Origin of the sequence: Brachyspira suanatina (assembly GCF_001049755.1) — a bacterium.
GTDB classification, from domain to species: domain Bacteria; phylum Spirochaetota; class Brachyspiria; order Brachyspirales; family Brachyspiraceae; genus Brachyspira; species Brachyspira suanatina.
Genome location: NZ_CVLB01000003.1, coordinates 261,514 through 282,678, shown reverse-complemented (window position 1 = coordinate 282,678; position 21,165 = coordinate 261,514). Strand labels below are relative to the sequence as shown.

The window sequence follows — 21,165 nt, the reverse complement described above, 5'->3', positions numbered from 1 at the left end:
ATTATAAAGCATTATAAAAATATTAAAACAATATATAGTTTATTGGTGTTTTAAAATTGAACTCTTGTATAATGTTACTAATAGGTATTGTATAATAAAAATGAAATTATAGAGTTCTATAATAAAATGGTATTGATTATAAAAAATGATTTAGAATTCTATACATATTCTATAATAATTAATTTTAATATAGAAAATTGCAGTCTTTTTGCTTCTTTGTGACAACAAAAGAAGTGGGGGTGTGGGGGATAGTCCCCACAAATAATAAAAATTAAAAAACTTAAAAATTGTTGTATATCATATATAAAATAATCAATTAATAATAACATCTTGTAAATACCATTATGATAAATGATTGTTTCATACTATAAAATTATCAACATAGCATTATTATGAATAGAAATTTCTAATCAAATTCGCTTGAAATTCTTAAAAAATATTAATATAATAGCCCTTGTGTGTTTTATAGAAATTTTTTATTTTTACAAAAATTTTCATAAAATATCTATTTTTTAATAATAGAATAAGGAGTTAAAAATGGCTTCAGTAATTATTGTAGGCACTCAATGGGGTGATGAAGGTAAGGGAAAAATAGTTGATTATCTTGCTGAAAATTGCGAATATGTTGTTCGTTCTCAAGGAGGCAGCAATGCCGGTCATACCGTTGTTGTGGATAATGTTAAATATAAATTAAGACTTTTACCTTCCGGTATACTTCATAAAAATAAAGTTTGTGTAATTGGTAATGGTGTGGTTATAGAGCCCAAAGTTTTTCTAAGTGAAATAGATTCATTAATAGAAAAAAAAGTTGATATATCAAATCTTAAAATATCAGACAGAGCCCATGTTCTTATGCCTTATCATAAAATTTTAGATGAGCTTCAGGAAGAAGACCTTGGAGAAAATAAACTAGGCACTACTAAAAACGGTATAGGTCCTTGCTATATGGATAAATCAAGCCGTTTGGGTATAAGAATAGTTGATCTTATGAATAAAGAGACATTCGCTAAAAAATTAAAGTTTAATGTTGAGCTAAAAAATAAATTACTCAAAAAACTTTATAATCATGAAGGCGTTAATTATGATGAATTACTAAAAGAGTATTTAGAATATGCTGATAGATTAAGACCTTATGTTGCTGACACTACTACTATATTAAATAAAGCTATAAAAGAAAAGAAAAATATATTATTTGAAGGTGCTCAGGCTACTATGCTTGATTTGGATCATGGTACTTATCCTTTTGTAACTTCATCTTATCCTGCTGCCGGCGGAGCTTGTACAGGTTCAGGAGTTGGCCCTAGAAAAATTGATAATGTTATTGGTGTAGTTAAGGCTTATGCTACAAGGGTTGGAGAAGGTCCTTTCCCTTCAGAGCTTTTTGATGATGTGGGTCAGTTCATAAGAGATAAAGGCGGTGAATATGGTACTGTTACAGGAAGAGCAAGAAGATGCGGATGGCTTGATGCTTGCGTTGTTAAATATGCTTCTTATGTTAATGGGCTTGATTCTATTGCCATAACTAGACTTGATATATTAGATGAATTGGATAAATTAAAAATATGTGTTGCCTATAAATATAATGGTGAAATATTGGAAGGATATCCTGCAGATTTAGATATACTTTCAAAAGTTGAGCCTGTTTATGAAGAGTTTGAAGGCTGGAAAACTAGTACAAGATACATAAGAGAATATGATAAACTTCCGGAAAATGCTAAAAAATATCTTAAGAGATTGAGCGAAGTTATTGAAACAGATATATCTATTGTTTCAGTAGGTGCTGGAAGAGATGAAACTATAATAGTTAAGAAGATTTTTTAATTTATATTTATAATATAAGAATTACTAAGCCTGTGTTTGTGTGAATCAAATGCAGGCTTTTTAATTTATTCTAATTACCAATACTTTTTTCTTTAATATTTTACTATAAAAGTTTAATTCATTTTATCTTTCTGCCTACTTAGAAATTACAGTACTCATCGTGCGTACTTCCAGAATGGTATTGCCTTTCTTTATTCAAAGTACAATGTACGTTCGGCAGATTGCATTTTATTATACAAATAATCTAGGTTCAGCAATAAATTTAAAAAAGATCTTGGGGGGATGTCATAACAGCAGTAAAGGCTAAACAGAAGCGTAATACAGAAATAACTATACGCATTTTAAACCTAAAGGGCGGGAAATGTAATGGAGTTTAAAACTTTAATAAAGTTATTTAATAAATAATAAAAAATGCGGTAAAGTATACACTCTGCCGCATTTATTTCTAATATTTATAATATACTATTAAATTATAATTTTTCTAAAACTTTTTTAGCGAATACAGCTCCAAAACCTATAACAGCTACAACAACTGCTAATTGGAAAATACCTTCTATAATATCATCTAAATTATATAGCATATAATGCATTCCAAAGAACCTTGAAGAGAATATGAATAATGCTATCAATGCTAATACAGCAATTACAGCCATAGATATGATTAGACCTTTAGCAGATTTATTATTTTTTTCTTTAACAACTATAAGATCTTTTTTTTCATTATTGTTAGATTCAGCTTCATTTGCTTTTGATTCTTTATTATCTTTTGAATCTATTTTTCTAAATAAAACAATAGCAAACATTACCATTACAGCGAAAACTGCTATCTTTAATAATGCCTCTAAGAACTCATCAAAATCATGCATCAAATAAAACATATAATACTGCAAACCTAAAAATCTTATTGCCGCTATAAATAATGCAGCTGCAGCTATTGAAGCAGAAATAATTATAAACTTTCTTGATTTTACAACAGACATTATATTATTTTTCATGATTCCTCCTTTATAATAAATAAATTATCTTATTCTTTTTTTATCATCTTTTAATTTATACTCAGGTTTTAATTCATAAACTTTTTCGTATCTTGGATCATTTTCTCTGCTGTCTATATTGCTTTTTATATTATTTGGAAGTCTTCTCTCTCTTCTGTCATAATCTCTCATATCATATTCATATTGTATATCATCTTCTTTTATTCTTTCTCTTCTGTTAGTTCTTTCATTTCTATAATCATCTTCATAATCATCATAATGCCTATCATTTCTTACTCTGCTATCATAATCATCATCATAGTCATCATAATAATCATCTCTTCTTCTGACTTTTCTTCTTCTGCTTGGTCTTCTGTAATCATCATCCCTATCACTCTTTCTTATCTTTCCTGAAGTATTATCATCTTTCAAAACTTTTTTTATAAAGTATATCACGGCTAGTATTACAACAACCATGAGTATAAGCTTTATTATATCTTCAATAAAATCATCTACATCATCTATTAAATCGAAACAGTATAGATTTGCAGCCATAATCAAATTGAAAATAAAAGCTTTTAATCCTAATTTTTTCATTACTTACTTTCTCCCATTATTTTTTATTATCTGTCATCAGAATTATTATCTTTTTTAACATATTTTTTGAATACATATACTCCCGCTGCTATTATTACTACAATACCAATTATTTTTGCTAAATCATCAAAAATAAAGTCAAAAGTATCTTCTATTAAATCAAAAGAGTATAAATTGGCAGTCATAATAAAGGCAGATACTAAAGCCATTAAACTTAACTTTTTCATATTATTACCTCCTTATTAATCCCTTATAATTAAAGTATAGCACATTAAATAAGTTTTGTAAAGGTAAATTTAAATAAATTTTACAAAAAATATAGTATTGTAAATTAATTGTAAATTAACATATAATACAAATCATACATTTTTGAAGAAATTTAAAATAATTTCTTATATATAAAGTATAAAATTTATGAGTAGATTAATTATTTTAGATAAATATGTTTAAATGTAAAAAAAATCATTGATTAATAGTTAATATAAAATATAATACTTTTAAATAAAAAATATATAGGATAACAGCTATGAAAAAGATTCTAATTATGATTTTATCTGTAAGCATGATGCTATTATTTATATCATGCGGCGGAAAGAAAAATGAAGAAGGAGCTATATATATTAATGTGGGACCTGAGCCTAAAACTATAGATCCTGCTTTAAATTCTACTGTAGATGCTAATATCTATATTCAGCATGTTTTTGAGGGACTTGCTACAAGAGATAAGGATAATAAAATAGTACCAGGCGTTGCTGAAAGCTGGGATATAAGTGAAGACGGACTTACTTATACATTCCATATAAGAGATAATGCTAAATGGTCTGACGGTGAAAAGATTACAGCAGAGGATTTTGTTTATGCTTGGCAGAGGGTGGTTGATCCTGTTACTGCAAGCGAATATGCTTATCAGTTTGAACCTGTATTAAATGCTATGGACATTAATTCTGGCAAGAAGCCAGTTTCTGAATTAGGTATTAAAGCTATAGATGAAAAAACTTTGGAAGTAAAATTGAATGCCCCTACGGCTTATTTTTTAGAGCTAGTTGCTTTTTATACATTCTATCCTGTTAGAAAAGATATGATAGAAGAAAATGGAGATAATTGGACACTCTCTCCTGATACTTATATAGGAAACGGACCTTTTATAATGACAGAAAGAAGAACAGATGACAGAATAGTAGTTGTAAAAAATACTAATTATTGGAATGTTAATAATATAGTTCCTGAAAAATTGGTATTTATACTTATGCAAAATGGTACTGCTGCTGTTGCTGGTATAAAAGAAGGTTCTTTGCATTTTGCTAATAATCCTCCGCTTCAGGATATTGAAAATTTAAAAAGCGAAGGTTTAATGCATATTTCTCCTTACTTGGGTACATATTATTATTGTTTGAATATCACTAATGAAATATTAAAAGATGCTAGAGTTCGTAAGGCTTTAACTTTAGCTATAGATAGAAATTATCTAGTAGAACAAGTAACAAGAGCCGGACAGCTTCCTGCAAGTGCCTGGGTTCCTAGCGGAGTAAATGATGTTGAAGGAGCTGATGGAGATTTTAGAAAGGTAGGCGGTGATTATTACAGTATAAAACCTGAAGATCATCAAAAGAATTTAGAAGAGGCAAAACAACTTCTAGCAGATGCCGGTTATCCTAATGGTGAAAATTTCCCTGTTATAGAGTTCAAATCAAATTCAGGAGAGCATATACAAATATTTGAAGCAGTTCAGCAGATGTGGAAAGAGGGTCTTGGTATAGACTCTACTATAGCTCAGGAAGAATGGGCTACTTTCCAAACTACAAGACAAGAAAAAAACTATGTTATAGCACGTCATGGCTGGATAGCTGATTATAATGATCCTATGAGTTTTTTAGGCGTATTCTTAAGCTATAGCATACAAAATAATGGAGGCTACTCTAATAAAGCTTATGATGATAAATTGAAGCTTGCCATGTCAACAATAGATCAGGATATAAGAATGAAAGCTATGCATGAGGCAGAAGATATACTTATGGAAGATATGGGATTGATACCTCTTTATTTCTACACTGACCCTATTATGATTAGTAAAAAGTTATCTGATGTTATTTTTGATCCTCTTGGAGCCCATAAATTCTATTATGCGAAATTAGCTGAATAATAAAATTAATTGATTTTATAATATTAAAGGCGGATTTTCTAATATTTTAGAAAAATCCGTCTTTATTTATGTAATTTACAATATTAGACACTTTTTTAAATTTGTCTTTTTTCATAAAAAATGTTATTATATTTATATAAAAATTATTCGGGGATTATATTATGTTATTAAAAGATAGAAAAGGCCTTTACAGAGGCAATGCAACAATAAAAAATTTTCTTAGTTTCGATATAGATATAGAAGCTTTAATAGACGAAAAAGGCGAAATAAAAGTAAGCACTATAGCACCTATAGTTGGTAAAATAAGTCATAGTATATCTTTGGGTTCTGATTATGACAAAGATAATTATGATATGAAATTTGGAGAAGATATTTTTCATATAAAATTTAATTCTAATAATTCTATAGAAATAGAATTACCTGAAAAGATTAGCGGCAGTTTAATAGTTACAAGAAATGTAACTTTAAATAGAGCATAAAAAAATCAGTCACTTAAAATAATTAAGAAAACTGATTTTTTTATATTTATAATAGAAAAAAGTTTTATTTATAAAAAAAATCTTATTTGCTAAATAAGCCAGGTTAAAATAAAAGCCTGTAATGTGTAAATATGATAAATGATGTTTTTTAGGGTATTGGGCCAGCAGGGACTTGAACCCCGGACCCGATGATTATGAGTCATCTGCTCTAACCGACTGAGCTACTGGCCCCTAAATCTCAAGAAAATTATTCTTTAGATTTAATTATTATATAATAATTAAAAAAAAAGTCAATACTTAAATGAATATTTTTTTATTTTATATGTAAATATGATATTAAATACTTTTTTATCTATTTGCTATTGACTTACTCAAATAAATTTACATAATAAATTATTATATAGTAAAAAATACATGAAGGGAGTATGTTTATTATGAAAGTTGACAAAGTTTATTCAATATATTATAGTGCCACAGGTACTACTCAAAAGATAGTTTCTTATATAGGCGAAAATATAGCTAAGAAACTTAATGTTGAATTTGAAAAGTATAATTTTACTTTACCAAAGAAAAGAGAAGGTATATTGGAGTTCAAAGAAAATGATTTGGTAATATGCGGAACTCCTACTTATGCCGGAAGAATACCTAATGTAATGCTTCCATACTACAAGAATAATATCAAGGCTAATGGAGCTTTAGCTATTCCGGTTGTATTATATGGAAACAGAAATTTCGATGATTCTTTAATTGAGCTTAGAAATACTATGCAGGAAAATGGTTTTTATACTATAGCAGGTGCTGGATTTATAGGAGAACATGCTTTCTCTTATGTGCTTGGTGCTGGAAGACCTGATGATAAAGATATGGCTATTGCCGCTGAATTCGTTGATAAAGTTGTTGAAAAAATCAAAAATATGACTGATATTCCTAAAGAACCTATTAAGGTTAGAGGAAATGACCCTATTCGTCCTTATTATATGCCTAAAGACAAGAATGAACATGCTATAGATATATTAAAGGTTAAACCTAAAGTAGATACTTCAAAATGTACTAATTGCAAAACTTGCGCTCATGTATGTCCTTTGGCTTCAATTGATTTCGAAGATATTACAAAATATGTAGGTAAATGTATAAAATGCGGTGCTTGTATTAAGAAATGTCCTGAGCATTGCAGATATTATGATGATGAAGGTTTCTTATACCATCAGCATGATTTGGAAGATGAGTTTAAAAGAAGAGCTGAGCCTGAATTATTCTATTAATATTTAATTTACTATAAAAAATAAGCCCTGAAATTATTTCAGGGCTTTTTATTATCTTATAACTTAAAAATTACAAAATTATTCCTCTTCTGAAGGATCTCCGTCATCTTCTTCTGTATTTCCAGAAGCTTCTCTTAGAACTTGTTTTATAGCATCAAATATTTCTCTTGCTTTTACTTTAGTTACATCTGATGTTTTAGTTTTTTTAGTAATAGATGCCTTCTTCAATATCATATCACCATATACATTACCTATTCCGCTCAATATTAATGGGTTTTTTATAAGTTTTTCTACTGTTGTATCATTATCCGCTAATAATTGACAAAATAAATTGTAATTGAATTGTTTAGTAAGAGGATCATACCCTATTTGAGGCATAGTAGTAGAATCTTTCCAAATAGGTATTATTTTAGTAATTTCATTCTTATCTTTACCATCATCTACAACGAAGAAATTACCATGATCTGTTTCTAATTTTAATATACTGTTTTCATAATCATCATCTTCAGTTAATACAAAAGAGCCGTTTGGCCCTAAATCTACAAGCATAGCATCTTGAGAAAACTGAAAATGCATATATCCTCCGTATCTGAGTACATCTATTATTTTCTGTCCTTCTATATCTTCCATTTCTTTGTATTGTTTATCTATGGCTACTATTTTATTTATATAAGAATAGCAAATTTCACTTTTGATTGAGTTTATTAATGTAATTAAATTTGGCAGTTCTTTCATAGCTTTTAATCTTCCTGTATATTATGTTTACTTTATATTTTAGCATGAAAGAAAAAAAAATCAAATTTTATGATATAACTATAGGGGTATATTATAAATCTAATGAAAGCTTGTGCGGGTGTTAATATTTATAAATAGATATTAGGTAAAGCAAAATTAAAATTTCATAGTAAAATACCAAAGAATAAAGGGCGGGGTATGTAAATTAAGTTTTAAAATTTAATTACATTTGCCCACCCTTTAGGTCTATTATTAAAATATAAAATTTTTACTTTTTATTATTTATTACGTAAATTAGATTTTTTTAATCCCACCCTAGCTGTATTTAAATTTATTATTTACACAACGCATAAAATATACGCCAATTAATAATTATAATTTAAATAGTATATGAAATTCTACTCACCGTGCGTTAGTAAGTTTAAAAATTAAAATAATACTTACCATTATCCATAGTATTATTTTAATATTAAATTTATATTTAGATAATATTATTTAATTAAAATTTTTAATAATCAAAAGCATCTTCATCTATATCCATATAATTTCCAGAATAATAATTAGCTTTTTCTTTTATCAGCATTAACTTTTTAGGTATTTCCATTAAGAATGAAGAAGGAATCTGCTCCATTATACCAGTGCTTACCCTTCGTTTTTTTGAGTATGTGAGATAAAGTTTTCTCCTTGCCCTTGTTATGCCTACATAGCAAAGCCTTCTCTCTTCATCAATACCATTTTCTTCTTCAAGCGAAAAATAATGAGGAAAAACTCCCTGCTCCATTCCAGTCATAAATACAACATCAAATTCCAAACCCTTAGCATTATGAATAGTCATCAATATTACATAATCTTCTTTATCATCATTAGTAGTTAAATCTCTGTACAAAGTATTTTCCTCTAAGAATGTTATGAGTGTAGCATTAGGCTCCATTGATTTATAATCATAAAAACCTCTGAAAAGTTCTTTAATATTCTCTTCTGCTGTTATTACTCTCTCATTACCATCGCCTTTAAATATTGAAAAATAATCTATATCTTTTAAAAACTCAAAGAATAATAATTCTATATGAATACCTTCTTCATTTATGATATCTTCTTTTATTTTCACAGCATATTCTTCTATAATATTTTTGTATGCCTTTATATTCAAAATAGCTTTTTTAGAAAGCCCTGATTCATCAATATAATCAATAGCATTATAAAGGGTTAATTTTCTGCTATTTGCAAAAGTTTCAAAATTGCTGAAGCTCTTCTCCCCTATTCCTCTAGGCGGAACATTTATAGTACGCCTTACACTGAAATTATCTCCGAAACCAGTCATAAGTCTTAAAAAAGAAATTGAATCTTTTATCTCAATACGTTCAAAGAATCCAACTCCTCCAACTATTTTATAATTTATAGAATGAAGCCTTAACTCCTTTTCATAAGCTCTAGACTGGCTGTTTGTCCTAAATAATACAACAATATCCCTTGCTTCAAATCCATTATCAAATAAAGATTCTATTTCATTAACTACACTTCTAGCCTCTTCTAAATCACTATAGCAAATCCAATTTTCTATTTTAAACTCATTAGGCTTATTAGAAAATACATTCTTTTCATGACGATTACTATTATTTTTTATAACACTCAAAGCAGCTTCTACAATATCCTTAGGACATCTGTAATTCTCTTCAAGACGAACTATCTTTGTATTAGGATAATCTTTTTCAAAATCAAGTATGTTCAAAACGTCCGCACCTCTGAATGCATATATACTCTGATCATCATCGCCTACAACCGTTAAATCATTATCTGCATCTTGAGTTAATAATTTTATTAATTTATACTGCTGAGGATTAGTGTCCTGAAACTCATCTACTAATATATATTTAAATCTGTTTCTATAATAATTCAAAACTTTATTTTCTTGTTCAAATAATTTTATAGTATTTAAAATTAAATCATCAAAATCCATTACATTTTCATTAAATTCATACTCTGTATATTTTTTATAAACATTTTCAAAAATATCTCTGTCGAAAACTATACCGTCATCCATTCCATTTTTTACATTAGATATAAATCTTGTTATAAGTTTCTGTCCTATACTTTTTGGCACTTCTTCTTCCTTCATTATTCTTTTAATGACAGAAGCCTTATCTCCTTCATCTAAAATTAGAAAATTAGATTTATATCCCAAAAAATGTGCATTCTCTTTCAATATTCTTAAACATGCAGAGTGAAAAGTTCTTATAAATAATCTGCTTGGCTTTATATCTGGAAGCAGACTGCATACTCTCTCTTTCATTTCATGTGCTGCTTTGTTGGTAAAAGTTACAGCCATTATATTTTCAGGAGCGACCTCAAGTTCATTAATAAGATAAGCTATTTTTCTGGTAATAACTAAAGTTTTACCGCTTCCTGCACCAGCTAAGAGAAGAAGCGGACTTCCGGTATGCAATATTCCTTCTCTTTGAACTTCGCTCACATTTTCAAGTATATCCATATATGCACCTTAATATAAAAATAGATACTAATTATATTTTATATTCTTTAATATTCAAGTTTTTATTATCGTTATATTGAAAAACATTTATAAATTTACTATAATGTATGAAACACTATTGATTAAAAAACTTTAAAAATTATCTCAATTTTTTATTAAAATGATAATCGTATAGAGAAGTTTAATATATCAATAAAAATATTTTTCGGAGTTATATAATGAAATTCATATCTTTTGTTGAATGGAATAATACGGAGTCTGTAGGTATATTAAGCAAGGATGGAAATAAAGTTATTGCTATAAGTGAAATAATATCTGATTTCAAATGCAATAATAACCCTATGATACAATTAATAAACATGATCAATGAAAACAGCGACATTTTAAATAAATTGAAATATGCTGAAGAAAATTTTGAGAGAGCATACTCTATAGAAAATGTTAAAATATTATCTCCTATAAGAAAGCCAATTCATGATATTATATGCGTAGGTGTGAATTATAGTGATCATTTAGGTGAAATAAAAAAGGATATGAAAGATTTTAAGGAAGTTAAAGCACCTGTATACTTTTCTAAAAGGGCCATAGAAATAATTGGTTTCGGCGATAAAATAAAAGCAAGATTCGATTTAGATGAATGCCTTGACTATGAGGTTGAATTAGCTGTAATTATAGGAAAAACTGCAAAAGATATAAAACCTGAAGAAGTTAATGATTATATATTTGGATACAGCATATTCAACGATATATCTTCTAGAAATATACAAAAAGAACATTCTCAGTGGTATAAAGGAAAAAGTTTGGATTCATACAGTGCTATGGGACCTTGCATAGTTCATAAAGATGATTTTAAATTACCTCTAGAACTAAATATAAAAAGTATTCTAAGTGATGAAGTAAGACAATCTTCAAATACTAAATATATGATTCATGATATAAATTATTTAGTGTCTGATATATCAAAAGGTATGACTTTAGAAGCAGGAGATATAATTGCCACAGGAACCCCTGGAGGTGTTGGAATGTCTTTTAATCCTCCTAAATACATGAAAAAAGGAGATAAGATAATTTGCTCTATAGAAAATATTGGCGAGCTTATAAATTTCGCCGAGTAATTTTTTATTATTTATTTTATCTTAAAAACGCACGGTAAGCAGGATTTATATATAATTTAGATTGCAATTATTAATAAGCATATATCTAAATTTTACCTCGCGTGCGGTGTGTAATATTCTAAATTTAAATAACGCTTGGGTGTGTGCTAATAAATTCTAATTTAGTAATAATAAAAAATAATAATTTTAACGAATTTCAAAAGAATATGGAAAGCGGTACAGGTTTCAAAATCTTCGTTCATAATAAAAATCGACACAATAAAAAATCTAGTATGCGTAAAAAACATACTAGATTTTAAACAAAATCAATTTTTAAAAATCTCGAAAATAAAAGCAAATAAAAAGTTTTTTTATAACTTTTTTAATATAAATATGAGCATATCTTTTAACTATCCATCAGTTAAAAAAATAACAAATCAATGCAATACAAATTTATTTAAATCATTTGAAAACAAATCAAAAAAATATTTATGCGGAGCAGTATAATGACTACAGAAACACCAGAAGTAAAAAGCGAATACTTAATATCAACGTATGGCGATGCTATGCTTGATAGAGGTTTTACCTCTATACCGAACACATTAATTTATTACAGAAAAAGACTAGGACTTACTGCAAGCGAGTTTGAGTTTATAATCGCTGTAATGAGTTTGAGCTGGAGAGAAGAAAAAGAAATCAGAGATAAAGAAATCAATCCGACGACTCAGCATTATTGCAGACAAAGACAGAGTTTATATGCAAAAGGCTATTTAACTTTTTCAAGTAGGAATATATATAAAAATAATATATTCAGGGGAAAAGGAACAGTATATAATTTCTCAGGATTAAAAAAAGCTATAGAGATGCTTGTTGAAGAAGACAGAGCAATACAAAATATGGATGCACCTGTAGAGCAGAAATACGATGAGCCTAGCTTGTTTAATGATGATGTAAACACAGAACCTTTACAGCCTCCGAAATTAATCAAAGAAGAAAAAGAAAAAAGCGAAGAAGAAAAAACTCCTGAGGAAAAAGAAGAGGATAAAAAGCAGGAAGAGTTTTTAGAAAAATATAATGAGCTTCATAAAGAATTAATAGGCGTTAAAATCAATCATAAATATCATAAAATATATACTAGCTTTTTAATTGATATATTCAAAAAACGTGTGCATGATAATTTTGATGAAGCATTATCTATAGTAAAGTTTAATTTCTTAAAATTACCACTAAATAAAAGATATTCATTAAAACTTCAAGACTTATTAAGAATGGCTTTATGTCAAAAAAATGAAAATCATCAAAATAATACCAATAAAGAAAATAAAACACAGGAAGATAACAAAAAATACTCAATACCTCGAGGGCTTGATAAATTAGATTTCTTATTAAATGAATTAGAAAAAGGAGGAAACATAAATGAAGCGTATGCTAAAATTGCAAATTGCGGATAGCAGTTATTGCCTTCTTAGCTATAAAAAACATTTGGAAGAATTGAAAAAAACGGCAAGAGAAGGCAAAGACCCTCACTGCACAAAATGCGATGAGTTTGGATTTGTTATAGGCAGCAATCCTGATACATCTTCTAAAAAAAATCTACTTCCTATTATATGTCATTGCGTGAGCGATGAAAAGAGTAAGCTGGAAAGGAAAATAGAAGAGCTGGAAACAACAATAAAAAAATACAATATGGCATTTAGTCAATTGGACAATGATATGACATTAAATATTTTTGCAGAAAGATTTAATCAAACGGATTTAATCAATTCTATAAAAAAATATTTAGACTTAGGAAGTATGAACTCTCTATATATTGAAGGAGAAAGCGGAACAGGTAAAACTACAATGCTTAAAATGTTATGGCAGATATATGCTATTAATGATATCAAGCCATTGTATATGAGAGCATCTATTTTTGAAGATATGCATAAAAATTTATTCAATAAAAATGCTCAGGACAGAGATTTGAAATCAAGTATAGATGCCAAAATAGATAATATAAAATTTGCAGATATTATTATGATAGATGATATTGACAGCGTAGGTTTTCATTATGCGGCTGAAGGCTATTATAAACTATTTGATAAAATCAGAGAATTAGAAAAAACAGTGATACTAACATCAAATAAAAGCTACAGCAACTTAATGAACAGTCTAAATATTAAAACAAGAAAAGATAATATTGATGAAATCAAAGGCAGGCTTACAAGCAGATTAAAGAACTTGAATATTATAGAACTTGAAATGCAAAAGTCTAAGGAGCTTATAACAGCATAGCAATAAATATAAGTGAGCCGAGTAGGTGCCTAACTGCAAGACTGTAAACAGGCTCGGGAATTAGAAAGCGACCGAGTAGGCACCCTTACGGGTGGGCGAACATAACAACAATAAAGCGAAAAAAAGCCCGCTGGCTTATTTATAAGCTAGCGGATTATAGGCTTTTTTGAGCATAGCAATAATTGTTTATAAGTTGTCAACAATGTTGATAACTTGTAAATAAGATGTTCAAAAGTAAAGAGTGTTTATAATGCGAAGTAATGAAAAAGCATATAAAAGATATAAAAGTAAAAAATGGCGTGCATTGAGAGAAAGTTTTTTAAATAAAAATCCGCTTTGTAAAAACTTTCCTGAATGCCATAACTTTGCTGAACATGTGGACCATATAAAAAGAATAGAAAGCGAAGATGATCCATTATTTTATGATGAGAGCAACTTGCAGGCTTTGTGCAAAAGATGCCATTCCAGAAAAACAGCAAAAGAAGATGGAGCTTTTGGAAATAAAAAGAAAGATTATTAATGAGGTGAGTTATGGAAACAGATGATAGAGAATATATACATTTGGAAAAAGATGCATCAGAAGAAAAGTTATTAATTGAAGTAAAAAATGTAAACGGGGAAGATATTTTATATTTATTATCTGAGTTTATATATTTTGTAAGTAAAAAAGAAAATATATCTCCAAATATATTCTTAATGATGATAGGTCAAGCAATAATTAAAAAAGAAGAATTAGAAAATAAAAGAGGAAATAAAGAATGAGAGAGCTAAACTTTATAGAAGATAACGGACTTTTTGGTATAACATTCAAATCTGATGATAAAGAAGAAGCCAATACAGTTATGAATGCTATACAGAGGTTTATATCAAAAGTTAGTAAAAAAGAAACAAAAGAAAATATTGATAATAACTGTGAATATCCTGAAAAAGACTATTCAAGATATCCTCTGGATGGACCTAGTAAAAATGTATATTTAAATTTATTCAGTGATAACAAATTAATTGAGTTGTATAATAGTGAAGAGTTAGAGCAAGGGTATAAAGATTATATAAAAAAAGAATTAAATAGAAGAGGTATTTTTGATTTAAGTATGACTAAATCAAAAAAGAAAAGTAGCAATAATAACAATACTAAAAATGCGGAAAAATCAAACACAATAATAGAAAATATAAAAGAGCATGAACTTAATAATAAAATAGAAAATATAAAAAATGGAAGAGATATGACACAGCTTTCTAATGAGGAATTAGAAGAAATATCTTTATTAGAAAGTGAAATAAAAAATATAGATAATAATTACAATGAAACGGCAAAACATATTTTACAAGGCAGGAAGTTTAATCATAGCCGTGAACTTGAAAATAAAATAACACAAGGAAGAAGGTTATCAGAACTTACTCTTGAAGAATTAGAAGAATTAAAAAAAGTAACAATGCTTGATAATTATAAAGAAGATATACAAGAAGAAATTAATAAAAGAAAAAATAAATCTTTTGAAGACACATTAAAAGAAAACAATGAGATAATATCTTTCGGAGAAGATGAAGATGATTCAAATTATAGAATAGATGAGGAGAATGAAGAAGATCCATTAAGTTCAGGTGTAGATGAAGATAATATAAACAGATGGGACTTTGATGCAGATGGTGATAAAGTGGATAGTGAAGGCAATAAAATGCTTTTTGCTGATTAGGGTTTATAAATGAAAGATACATTTATATTGTTTGATAATACAAAAGAAAATGAAACTATTGGAAAAATAAAAGGTAGTTATGATGATATATTAATAGGATATACAACTCTTATATATCAAACTGCTATAAAAAATAATAAAAAACCAGAAGATGTTGTTTTGGATATATTATATAAAGTTAAAGATAATAAAGAAACTTTATTTAAATACATAAAAAAGAATAAAAGGAATAAAAAATGATTTGCTGTATATGTGGATTAAGAAAAAAGGAAACTGATAATGCTTTAATTCCATGTAAAATTACAATGAAAGTTAAAGATAAAAAATGCAAAACTAGATATAGAAAAGTTTTAAAAAATATATGCAGAAAATGTCTAAGTAAAGCATTCTTCAGAGGTATTCCAATAATTATTGATTTAGAAGAGGAAGATAATGAAGAATAAAGAAAAAAGAATAATATCACAAATATTCACTAGATTATTTTTCACTTATAAAAAAGATATAGTTGTGATGGAGAATATAAAAGAACAGTCTGTATCTTTTTATTTCTCTATAAAAAACTTTTATGCCAATGGTAAAAGCAGAGATTTTTGTTTGATATATGAAAAGAAAACAAAAAGATTTATTTTATATAGCAAAAGCAGTAAAAAATTATATTCAAGTAATTATTTAAATGAAGTTTTACATTATATAAAGATGTTACAATTTCATAAATATATTAAAGAGATAAAAACTGATGATTAAAGCTATTATTAATTATAATGATGTAGATGATGAGTTTAGAAGAATGAATGACATTTTAGGAGTGTTAAAGCATCAATATGAAAATATTGATATAAGCTATAACAAAATAATACCAAGGGTATGCCGAAACGGAAATAAAAATGAATTATTTGTAACTATTAATAATGAAAAATTAGACTGTAATCATAGTTTAGGTTTTTATATGCAGGCAGTAGAAAAATATATTAAATAAGGTTTGAAAATGCTTAATAAAGAAATAATAATTTTAAGAGAAAAAGTAAAAAGTATATTAAAAAATATGCTTCCGTTTAATGAATTAGACTTTAAGATTCATTTTGATAAAGATTACAAACAATTAAAATATATAGATTTATATATGCATCATGAATATATAAGGATAAAAAAAGGAACTAAAGTTGAAAATATATCTGATATGAACAATAAAATAAGAAAATGTTTAAAAGATATATATAAAGAGTTTGAAGAAGAAATACAGAACTTATTTGATAAGGAATTATTATGACTTTAAAGAATAAAGCTAATAAATATAAAGCTATTTATAAAAGAATAAAAAGGCGTATTAGATATGTTTGGCATAATTGGTAAAAAATATCAATGCTTATTATTTAAGAGAGTTTCAAAACTTCCTAGAAAATTAGCACTATCATATAAAAATTATTATAGTCAGGTAGAGGTATATAAATGATGTGTTATTTATTTTTTTATGCTTGGCATATAGTTGGATTTATATGTATATTTTTTAGCATAACAAATAAAAATCCTATTGGCAAAGCATTTTATTTACTTTGTTTCTTTTTATCGGACATAATCGGTATGCTTTTTTTAATAGCAGAAAAATTGAGTTAAGGAGTTATTATGACAGATCATAATGGTGTAACATTAATAGGAAGATTGACTGCTGATCCTCAGAGAAAGTATAGCCAAGGCGGAAAAGAAATTTCCGAGTTCTCTATAGCAAATAATTATTATATAAGTACAAAAAATACTACAGAAGTAAATTATTTCGATATAGTGGCATTTGATAAACTTGCAGAAACGGCAAATAAATATCTTACAAAAGGAAAGCAGGTTTGTATAAGCGGAACACTAAGGCAGGAAAGGTGGCAGGATAAAAACACAAACACTACTAGATCTAAGGTGAGAATTATTATGCAGTCAATGCAGATGCTTGCTGATAAAAAAGATTCTAATAATACAGCAGAAAATAATAGTCAGGAAGATGATGAAGAGGTACCGTTTTAATGAATATAACTAAATTAATTGATAATGATGAATTAAAGAAAGATATTGAAGAGTTTACCAATAAATTAAAAAAACAAGGCTGTATTCATGTTATAGGAATAGTGCCAAAAAATAAAAAAGGTATATTTATTCAAAGTTATAAAACTTCAAGAGATACAGCTATGATATTAAATGCTATATTATTAAATATTGATGATAAAGTAGTAAGTGTAATAAAAGAACTTTATAATTACTTTAAAGGTGAAAAATGACATTACAAGAAAAAAAACAATATGATTTTAATATAATTAAAGAATGGAAAAAGATAACTAATGAAGAAGAAAGTATAATAATGCGAAATAAAATATTGATTAATTTGAAATTGTTAGTGTATAAAGTAGTTAATAGTTTATATTATATAAAATCTTTTGAAAAAGAAGAGTTAATTAACATTGGTTTTATGGGACTTATAAAAGGTTTGAATTATATAAAACATAGTACAAAACCTATTATAGCAGAAACTTATACAAAGATTTTATTTTATACTATAAAATATTTTATTTTTAGAGAATTAGACAGATTTTTACATGGCAGAAGAAAACATATAAATTATAGATTAGGTACTAAATCGCTTTATGAAAAAGTATGCGATTATAAATATAAAGATGATGATAAAAAAGAAAAATATTTAATTGATACAATATCAGACAATAAAAAGTATGAGCCTGAATATATATTTTTTCATTATAAATATTCTGATATAGTTTTATCTAATTGTTATAAATCAATAAATAATGATTTAGACAGAATTATATTTAATATGTATTACTATCAGCATTTAAGTATTTATTCAATAGCTAAAAAATTAAATATAAGTAAATCTAATGTACATAGACGAGTACAAAAATATGATAGTTATTTAAAAGATAATGAAGTATCTACTAATAGACTATGTACATCTGGAGTAATTAGAGTATTCAATAATAGACAATTATCAAAAATGAAGTAGGCATTTTTAATCTTATAATTGTAAAGGAGGGAATTCTCAAAGTCAGATTTTGAGGAAACTAATTCCAAGTTTTAACAGATTAACACTTATCTTCGTAACATCACTATGATACTGTAAAAATATCACCTACTAATATTTTTACGGTATTGATTGAAAATAATATAATATAAAAGTTTAAAAATAAATAATAGCTATGTATATTTAAAAAGTTATAAAAGTTTATATTCTTTTCATTAAATGAAGGCTTTTGTCTTTAATTTAATGAAAAGGTATAAACATGGCTTCTAAAAAATATAAAGAATTAATATTACAAAATAATAATATAATAAGCCAAGAGCAAGCAGAACTTCTTTACAAACAAGCTAACTACTTGAATATACTTGACTATATGAAAGAAGAGCAGCTTATTAAACAGATAGATTATGAAACAGAAAAAGAAAACTTTTTTAAGCAATGTTCAAAAACAAAAAGCAATCACACAAAAAGACAGTATAAAAACGGACTTAATAAACTAGAGGAATACTGCAAAATGAATAATAAAAATATTTTATTTATTAAAGCAAGAGAAGCTGATGATTTTATAACAGAAGTTAATTCTAGTGAGCTTTCTAATTTAAGTATACGTGCATTAGTTTCTTCCTGCTCTTCTTTCTTTTCATTTTTAGAAAGAAGATATCCATTTATGAAAAATCCTTTTCGAGGTACAAAAACTCGTCCGCCTGTAAAAAATAAGAAACGTTTGGAAGTGCCAACTAAAAAAGAAATTGAATTAATAATTAAAGATATATCTGATCCTCTCATAAAAGTGGCCATCATTTTTATAATGGAATGCGGTGTGCGTGTTGGTGCTTTACCTAAACTAGAAATAAGAAATAACAAATATTATTCATATTCAAAAGGCAAGGAAATAAGCTGGAAAGTTACTGACAAAGTTATTAAATTATTAAAACAGAATAATCTTTCTTTTAATAATCCTTTCAGAAATAAAAGCTCTGAAGTAATAAGAAACATTTTTTATAGAAGTTCAAAGCGTTTGTATAATCAAGGTAAAATAAAAGCCGCCTACTCTATACATGATATAAGGCATTATTTTGCTGTTACCCTATACAAACAAACCAAAGATATAGAACTTATTAGACAGGCATTAAATCATAGCAGTATAGCTATAACAGGCATATACTTAAAAAGTTTGGAGGTAGAATAATGAAAAAACAATTAATAGTTTGCAGATTCAAATCTAAAGAATATAAGCTATTAAAAAGATTAGCTAAAGAAAAGAACATGAGTGTACGTAAGTATATTAAAAAACTTATTTTAGAATATAGTAATTAATATTGTTGCGATAATTTATGTTATCGCAACTATAGTTCAATTTAATATGATATCTAATACAATTAATAATTCTTCAATATTATTATATTGCTTTATATGATGTTTCCCTGTCAATTCATCTGTCCAGCTACATCTAAGCTCATCATCTATTATTAGACATTTTAAAAGATTAGAATTAAATAATAAAACAATATCATTATATCTTACAATAATATTTTTTATATTATTACTTTCTTTATATCTATCTTTTATAATATTTTCTAATTCTTTTATTTTATATCTTTTTATATTCATATTATCTAGTTATTATTAATGTATTCTTTATGTATCATAGCTATATACTGACTAGCTGATAAATTAAGTTCGGCAGCCTTTTCTACTATACTGTTCCATATATCATCATGCATAGTTATATTATGTCTATTCATTTTACCTTTGTTAATATCTCTGACAGGTCTTCCAGCACCTTCTCTTTTACCGCCTCTATTTTCTATTACTTTTTTTTCCATAACTTATTCCTTGATTTATATTGACTTATTATTATATATATATATAATAATAGTTATATGGAAGCTACGGCTGGAGCTTGTCGGAGCCCCAACCGCTTTCTACTGCTTATTAATAGCTTATTTTCTTATGCTATTAACTAATGATATAATTGCGGCTAACAAGTATATCACTGCAGTTATGAAAGTTATAGCTTCCATATTTTTATATCCTCCTTTCGTTGAATATATACATATTATATACGCATTTAATCAAAAAGTCAATAGTAATTTAATAAAAAAATAATTTTTTTTTAACTTTTATTCATTAAATAAAATTATAACTGATTTATATTTGTTTGGTGGGGGTGGGTAAAATCTCTACAGGCTTTCAATCGGTGCAACGAGTGGGGAGTCTTTTATGCATGGCGATAACTTTTTTATTAGGGGGTATCAATGTCATTTTTCTAATTCTTTAATTTTATTTTCTAATTCATCAATTCTTTTTACAGTTTCTTCTAATTCTTCTACTCTTTTTTTTAATTTCTGCATTTCACTGCCTTTTTCTTCGTATTCTTTTTTAGCTTTTGCAACACAAGCCTGCACAAAACCTCCAAATGTGGCATTAGAATAATTGAAAGGATCTGCTTTATTATTTTTTACCATCTTAACAATCCATCTGTACAAATCCTAATTAAAATTAATTGATATACTATTTCTTGAATCCATAATATCTCCTCTAAATTATTATTATAATTATTGTATTTATAAATAATAAAAATTATCTTTACACAC

The 21,165-nt window shown here is 26.9% G+C and carries 28 protein-coding genes and 1 tRNA gene; 20 read left to right on the top strand and 9 right to left on the bottom strand.

Features of this window, described 5'->3' with window-relative positions; all coding sequences use genetic code 11:
• Nucleotides 1-537: 537 nt before the first annotated feature.
• The gene (locus tag BRSU_RS13075) at nucleotides 538-1,821 is read left to right on the top strand and encodes an adenylosuccinate synthase (RefSeq protein WP_048596033.1); all 1,284 of its coding nucleotides are present in this window, start codon (nucleotides 538-540) and stop codon (nucleotides 1,819-1,821) included.
• Between the two features lie 470 nt (nucleotides 1,822-2,291).
• Here BRSU_RS13075 and BRSU_RS13070 read toward each other — a convergent pair whose 3' ends face one another.
• The 3 genes from BRSU_RS13070 to BRSU_RS13060 are packed head-to-tail and all read right to left on the bottom strand — an operon-like array spanning nucleotide 2,292 to nucleotide 3,619.
• Entirely contained in the window at nucleotides 2,292-2,816 is a 525-nt protein-coding gene (locus BRSU_RS13070) for a hypothetical protein (RefSeq protein WP_048596032.1), read from the bottom strand.
• A gap of 24 nt (nucleotides 2,817-2,840) precedes the next feature.
• The gene (locus BRSU_RS13065; RefSeq protein ID WP_048596031.1) at nucleotides 2,841-3,392 is read right to left on the bottom strand and encodes a hypothetical protein; all 552 of its coding nucleotides are present in this window, start codon (nucleotides 3,390-3,392) and stop codon (nucleotides 2,841-2,843) included.
• Nucleotides 3,393-3,418: 26 nt separating this feature from the next.
• Nucleotides 3,419-3,619 (bottom strand): hypothetical protein, encoded by a 201-nt coding sequence (locus BRSU_RS13060; protein WP_044555349.1) that lies wholly within the window; start codon nucleotides 3,617-3,619, stop codon nucleotides 3,419-3,421.
• A 299-nt stretch (nucleotides 3,620-3,918) separates the two neighbouring features.
• On the opposite strand from BRSU_RS13060, the gene BRSU_RS13055 reads away from it, so the two are divergent.
• Together BRSU_RS13055 and BRSU_RS13050 are read left to right on the top strand one after the other, a co-directional pair.
• On the top strand, nucleotides 3,919-5,532 hold the full coding sequence (locus BRSU_RS13055) for a peptide ABC transporter substrate-binding protein (protein ID WP_048596030.1): 1,614 nt from the start codon (nucleotides 3,919-3,921) through the stop codon (nucleotides 5,530-5,532).
• Nucleotides 5,533-5,693: 161 nt separating this feature from the next.
• On the top strand, nucleotides 5,694-6,011 hold the full coding sequence (locus BRSU_RS13050) for a hypothetical protein (RefSeq protein ID WP_048596029.1): 318 nt from the start codon (nucleotides 5,694-5,696) through the stop codon (nucleotides 6,009-6,011).
• 157 nt (nucleotides 6,012-6,168) lie between these two features.
• Here the strand turns inward: BRSU_RS13050 and BRSU_RS13045 are convergent.
• Nucleotides 6,169-6,242 (bottom strand) — tRNA-Ile (locus BRSU_RS13045).
• A 203-nt stretch (nucleotides 6,243-6,445) separates the two neighbouring features.
• Between BRSU_RS13045 and BRSU_RS13040 the strand changes: the two genes are divergently transcribed.
• Nucleotides 6,446-7,273, top strand: coding sequence for an EFR1 family ferrodoxin (locus tag BRSU_RS13040; RefSeq protein ID WP_048596028.1), 828 nt, complete (start codon nucleotides 6,446-6,448; stop codon nucleotides 7,271-7,273).
• A 78-nt stretch (nucleotides 7,274-7,351) separates the two neighbouring features.
• Here BRSU_RS13040 and BRSU_RS13035 read toward each other — a convergent pair whose 3' ends face one another.
• Together BRSU_RS13035 and BRSU_RS13030 are read right to left on the bottom strand one after the other, a co-directional pair.
• Nucleotides 7,352-8,008, bottom strand: coding sequence for a DNA-formamidopyrimidine glycosylase family protein (locus BRSU_RS13035; RefSeq protein ID WP_048596027.1), 657 nt, complete (start codon nucleotides 8,006-8,008; stop codon nucleotides 7,352-7,354).
• A 508-nt stretch (nucleotides 8,009-8,516) separates the two neighbouring features.
• Nucleotides 8,517-10,496 (bottom strand): ATP-dependent helicase, encoded by a 1,980-nt coding sequence (locus BRSU_RS13030; RefSeq protein ID WP_048596026.1) that lies wholly within the window; start codon nucleotides 10,494-10,496, stop codon nucleotides 8,517-8,519.
• A 218-nt stretch (nucleotides 10,497-10,714) separates the two neighbouring features.
• Between BRSU_RS13030 and BRSU_RS13025 the strand changes: the two genes are divergently transcribed.
• From BRSU_RS13025 to BRSU_RS15035, 16 genes are all read left to right on the top strand, one after another.
• Nucleotides 10,715-11,611: a fumarylacetoacetate hydrolase family protein gene (locus tag BRSU_RS13025; protein WP_048596025.1), complete on the top strand. Its 897-nt coding sequence runs from the start codon at nucleotides 10,715-10,717 to the stop codon at nucleotides 11,609-11,611.
• 485 nt (nucleotides 11,612-12,096) lie between these two features.
• Nucleotides 12,097-13,041, top strand: coding sequence for a hypothetical protein (locus tag BRSU_RS13020; RefSeq protein WP_048596024.1), 945 nt, complete (start codon nucleotides 12,097-12,099; stop codon nucleotides 13,039-13,041).
• The gene (locus BRSU_RS13015) at nucleotides 13,007-13,864 is read left to right on the top strand and encodes a DnaA ATPase domain-containing protein (RefSeq protein WP_048596023.1); all 858 of its coding nucleotides are present in this window, start codon (nucleotides 13,007-13,009) and stop codon (nucleotides 13,862-13,864) included. Before BRSU_RS13020 ends, BRSU_RS13015 begins: the two co-directional genes overlap by 35 nt.
• 250 nt (nucleotides 13,865-14,114) lie before the next feature.
• On the top strand, nucleotides 14,115-14,384 hold the full coding sequence (locus BRSU_RS13010; protein ID WP_048596022.1) for an HNH endonuclease: 270 nt from the start codon (nucleotides 14,115-14,117) through the stop codon (nucleotides 14,382-14,384).
• 11 nt (nucleotides 14,385-14,395) lie between these two features.
• Nucleotides 14,396-14,626, top strand: a complete 231-nt coding sequence (locus BRSU_RS13005; protein WP_048596021.1) for a hypothetical protein — start codon at nucleotides 14,396-14,398, stop codon at nucleotides 14,624-14,626.
• Nucleotides 14,623-15,558, top strand: a complete 936-nt coding sequence (locus BRSU_RS13000; protein WP_048596020.1) for a hypothetical protein — start codon at nucleotides 14,623-14,625, stop codon at nucleotides 15,556-15,558. Before BRSU_RS13005 ends, BRSU_RS13000 begins: the two co-directional genes overlap by 4 nt.
• Nucleotides 15,559-15,567: 9 nt before the next feature.
• Complete coding sequence (locus tag BRSU_RS12995) at nucleotides 15,568-15,798, top strand: hypothetical protein (RefSeq protein ID WP_048596019.1); 231 nt, start codon at nucleotides 15,568-15,570, stop codon at nucleotides 15,796-15,798.
• Nucleotides 15,795-16,001 (top strand): hypothetical protein, encoded by a 207-nt coding sequence (locus BRSU_RS12990; protein ID WP_048596018.1) that lies wholly within the window; start codon nucleotides 15,795-15,797, stop codon nucleotides 15,999-16,001. Before BRSU_RS12995 ends, BRSU_RS12990 begins: the two co-directional genes overlap by 4 nt.
• Nucleotides 15,991-16,302, top strand: coding sequence for a hypothetical protein (locus tag BRSU_RS12985; protein ID WP_048596017.1), 312 nt, complete (start codon nucleotides 15,991-15,993; stop codon nucleotides 16,300-16,302). The genes BRSU_RS12990 and BRSU_RS12985 overlap by 11 nt, the downstream gene beginning before the upstream one ends.
• Entirely contained in the window at nucleotides 16,295-16,534 is a 240-nt protein-coding gene (locus BRSU_RS12980; RefSeq protein WP_048596016.1) for a hypothetical protein, read from the top strand. Before BRSU_RS12985 ends, BRSU_RS12980 begins: the two co-directional genes overlap by 8 nt.
• Before the next feature lie 9 nt (nucleotides 16,535-16,543).
• A complete protein-coding gene (locus tag BRSU_RS12975) occupies nucleotides 16,544-16,825 on the top strand; it encodes a hypothetical protein (RefSeq protein ID WP_048596015.1) in 282 nt (93 codons plus the stop codon).
• A 353-nt stretch (nucleotides 16,826-17,178) separates the two neighbouring features.
• Nucleotides 17,179-17,565, top strand: a complete 387-nt coding sequence (locus BRSU_RS12960) for a single-stranded DNA-binding protein (RefSeq protein WP_047104444.1) — start codon at nucleotides 17,179-17,181, stop codon at nucleotides 17,563-17,565.
• Entirely contained in the window at nucleotides 17,565-17,816 is a 252-nt protein-coding gene (locus BRSU_RS12955; RefSeq protein WP_047104446.1) for a hypothetical protein, read from the top strand. Before BRSU_RS12960 ends, BRSU_RS12955 begins: the two co-directional genes overlap by 1 nt.
• Entirely contained in the window at nucleotides 17,813-18,553 is a 741-nt protein-coding gene (locus BRSU_RS12950) for a sigma-70 family RNA polymerase sigma factor (RefSeq protein WP_047104447.1), read from the top strand. The genes BRSU_RS12955 and BRSU_RS12950 overlap by 4 nt, the downstream gene beginning before the upstream one ends.
• A gap of 277 nt (nucleotides 18,554-18,830) precedes the next feature.
• Nucleotides 18,831-19,757: a tyrosine-type recombinase/integrase gene (locus BRSU_RS12945; RefSeq protein ID WP_048596014.1), complete on the top strand. Its 927-nt coding sequence runs from the start codon at nucleotides 18,831-18,833 to the stop codon at nucleotides 19,755-19,757.
• Nucleotides 19,757-19,885: a hypothetical protein gene (locus BRSU_RS15035; RefSeq protein ID WP_260849058.1), complete on the top strand. Its 129-nt coding sequence runs from the start codon at nucleotides 19,757-19,759 to the stop codon at nucleotides 19,883-19,885. Before BRSU_RS12945 ends, BRSU_RS15035 begins: the two co-directional genes overlap by 1 nt.
• Nucleotides 19,886-19,921: 36 nt before the next feature.
• On the opposite strand, the gene BRSU_RS12940 is transcribed toward BRSU_RS15035, so the two are convergent.
• The 3 genes from BRSU_RS12940 to BRSU_RS12930 all read right to left on the bottom strand — a co-directional run bounded on the left by BRSU_RS12940 (nucleotide 19,922) and on the right by BRSU_RS12930 (nucleotide 21,036).
• Nucleotides 19,922-20,179, bottom strand: coding sequence for a hypothetical protein (locus BRSU_RS12940; protein ID WP_048596013.1), 258 nt, complete (start codon nucleotides 20,177-20,179; stop codon nucleotides 19,922-19,924).
• A gap of 5 nt (nucleotides 20,180-20,184) precedes the next feature.
• A complete protein-coding gene (locus BRSU_RS12935) occupies nucleotides 20,185-20,394 on the bottom strand; it encodes a hypothetical protein (protein WP_048596012.1) in 210 nt (69 codons plus the stop codon).
• Nucleotides 20,395-20,829: 435 nt separating this feature from the next.
• Nucleotides 20,830-21,036 (bottom strand): hypothetical protein, encoded by a 207-nt coding sequence (locus BRSU_RS12930; RefSeq protein WP_048596011.1) that lies wholly within the window; start codon nucleotides 21,034-21,036, stop codon nucleotides 20,830-20,832.
• Between the last annotated feature and the right edge of the window lie 129 nt (nucleotides 21,037-21,165).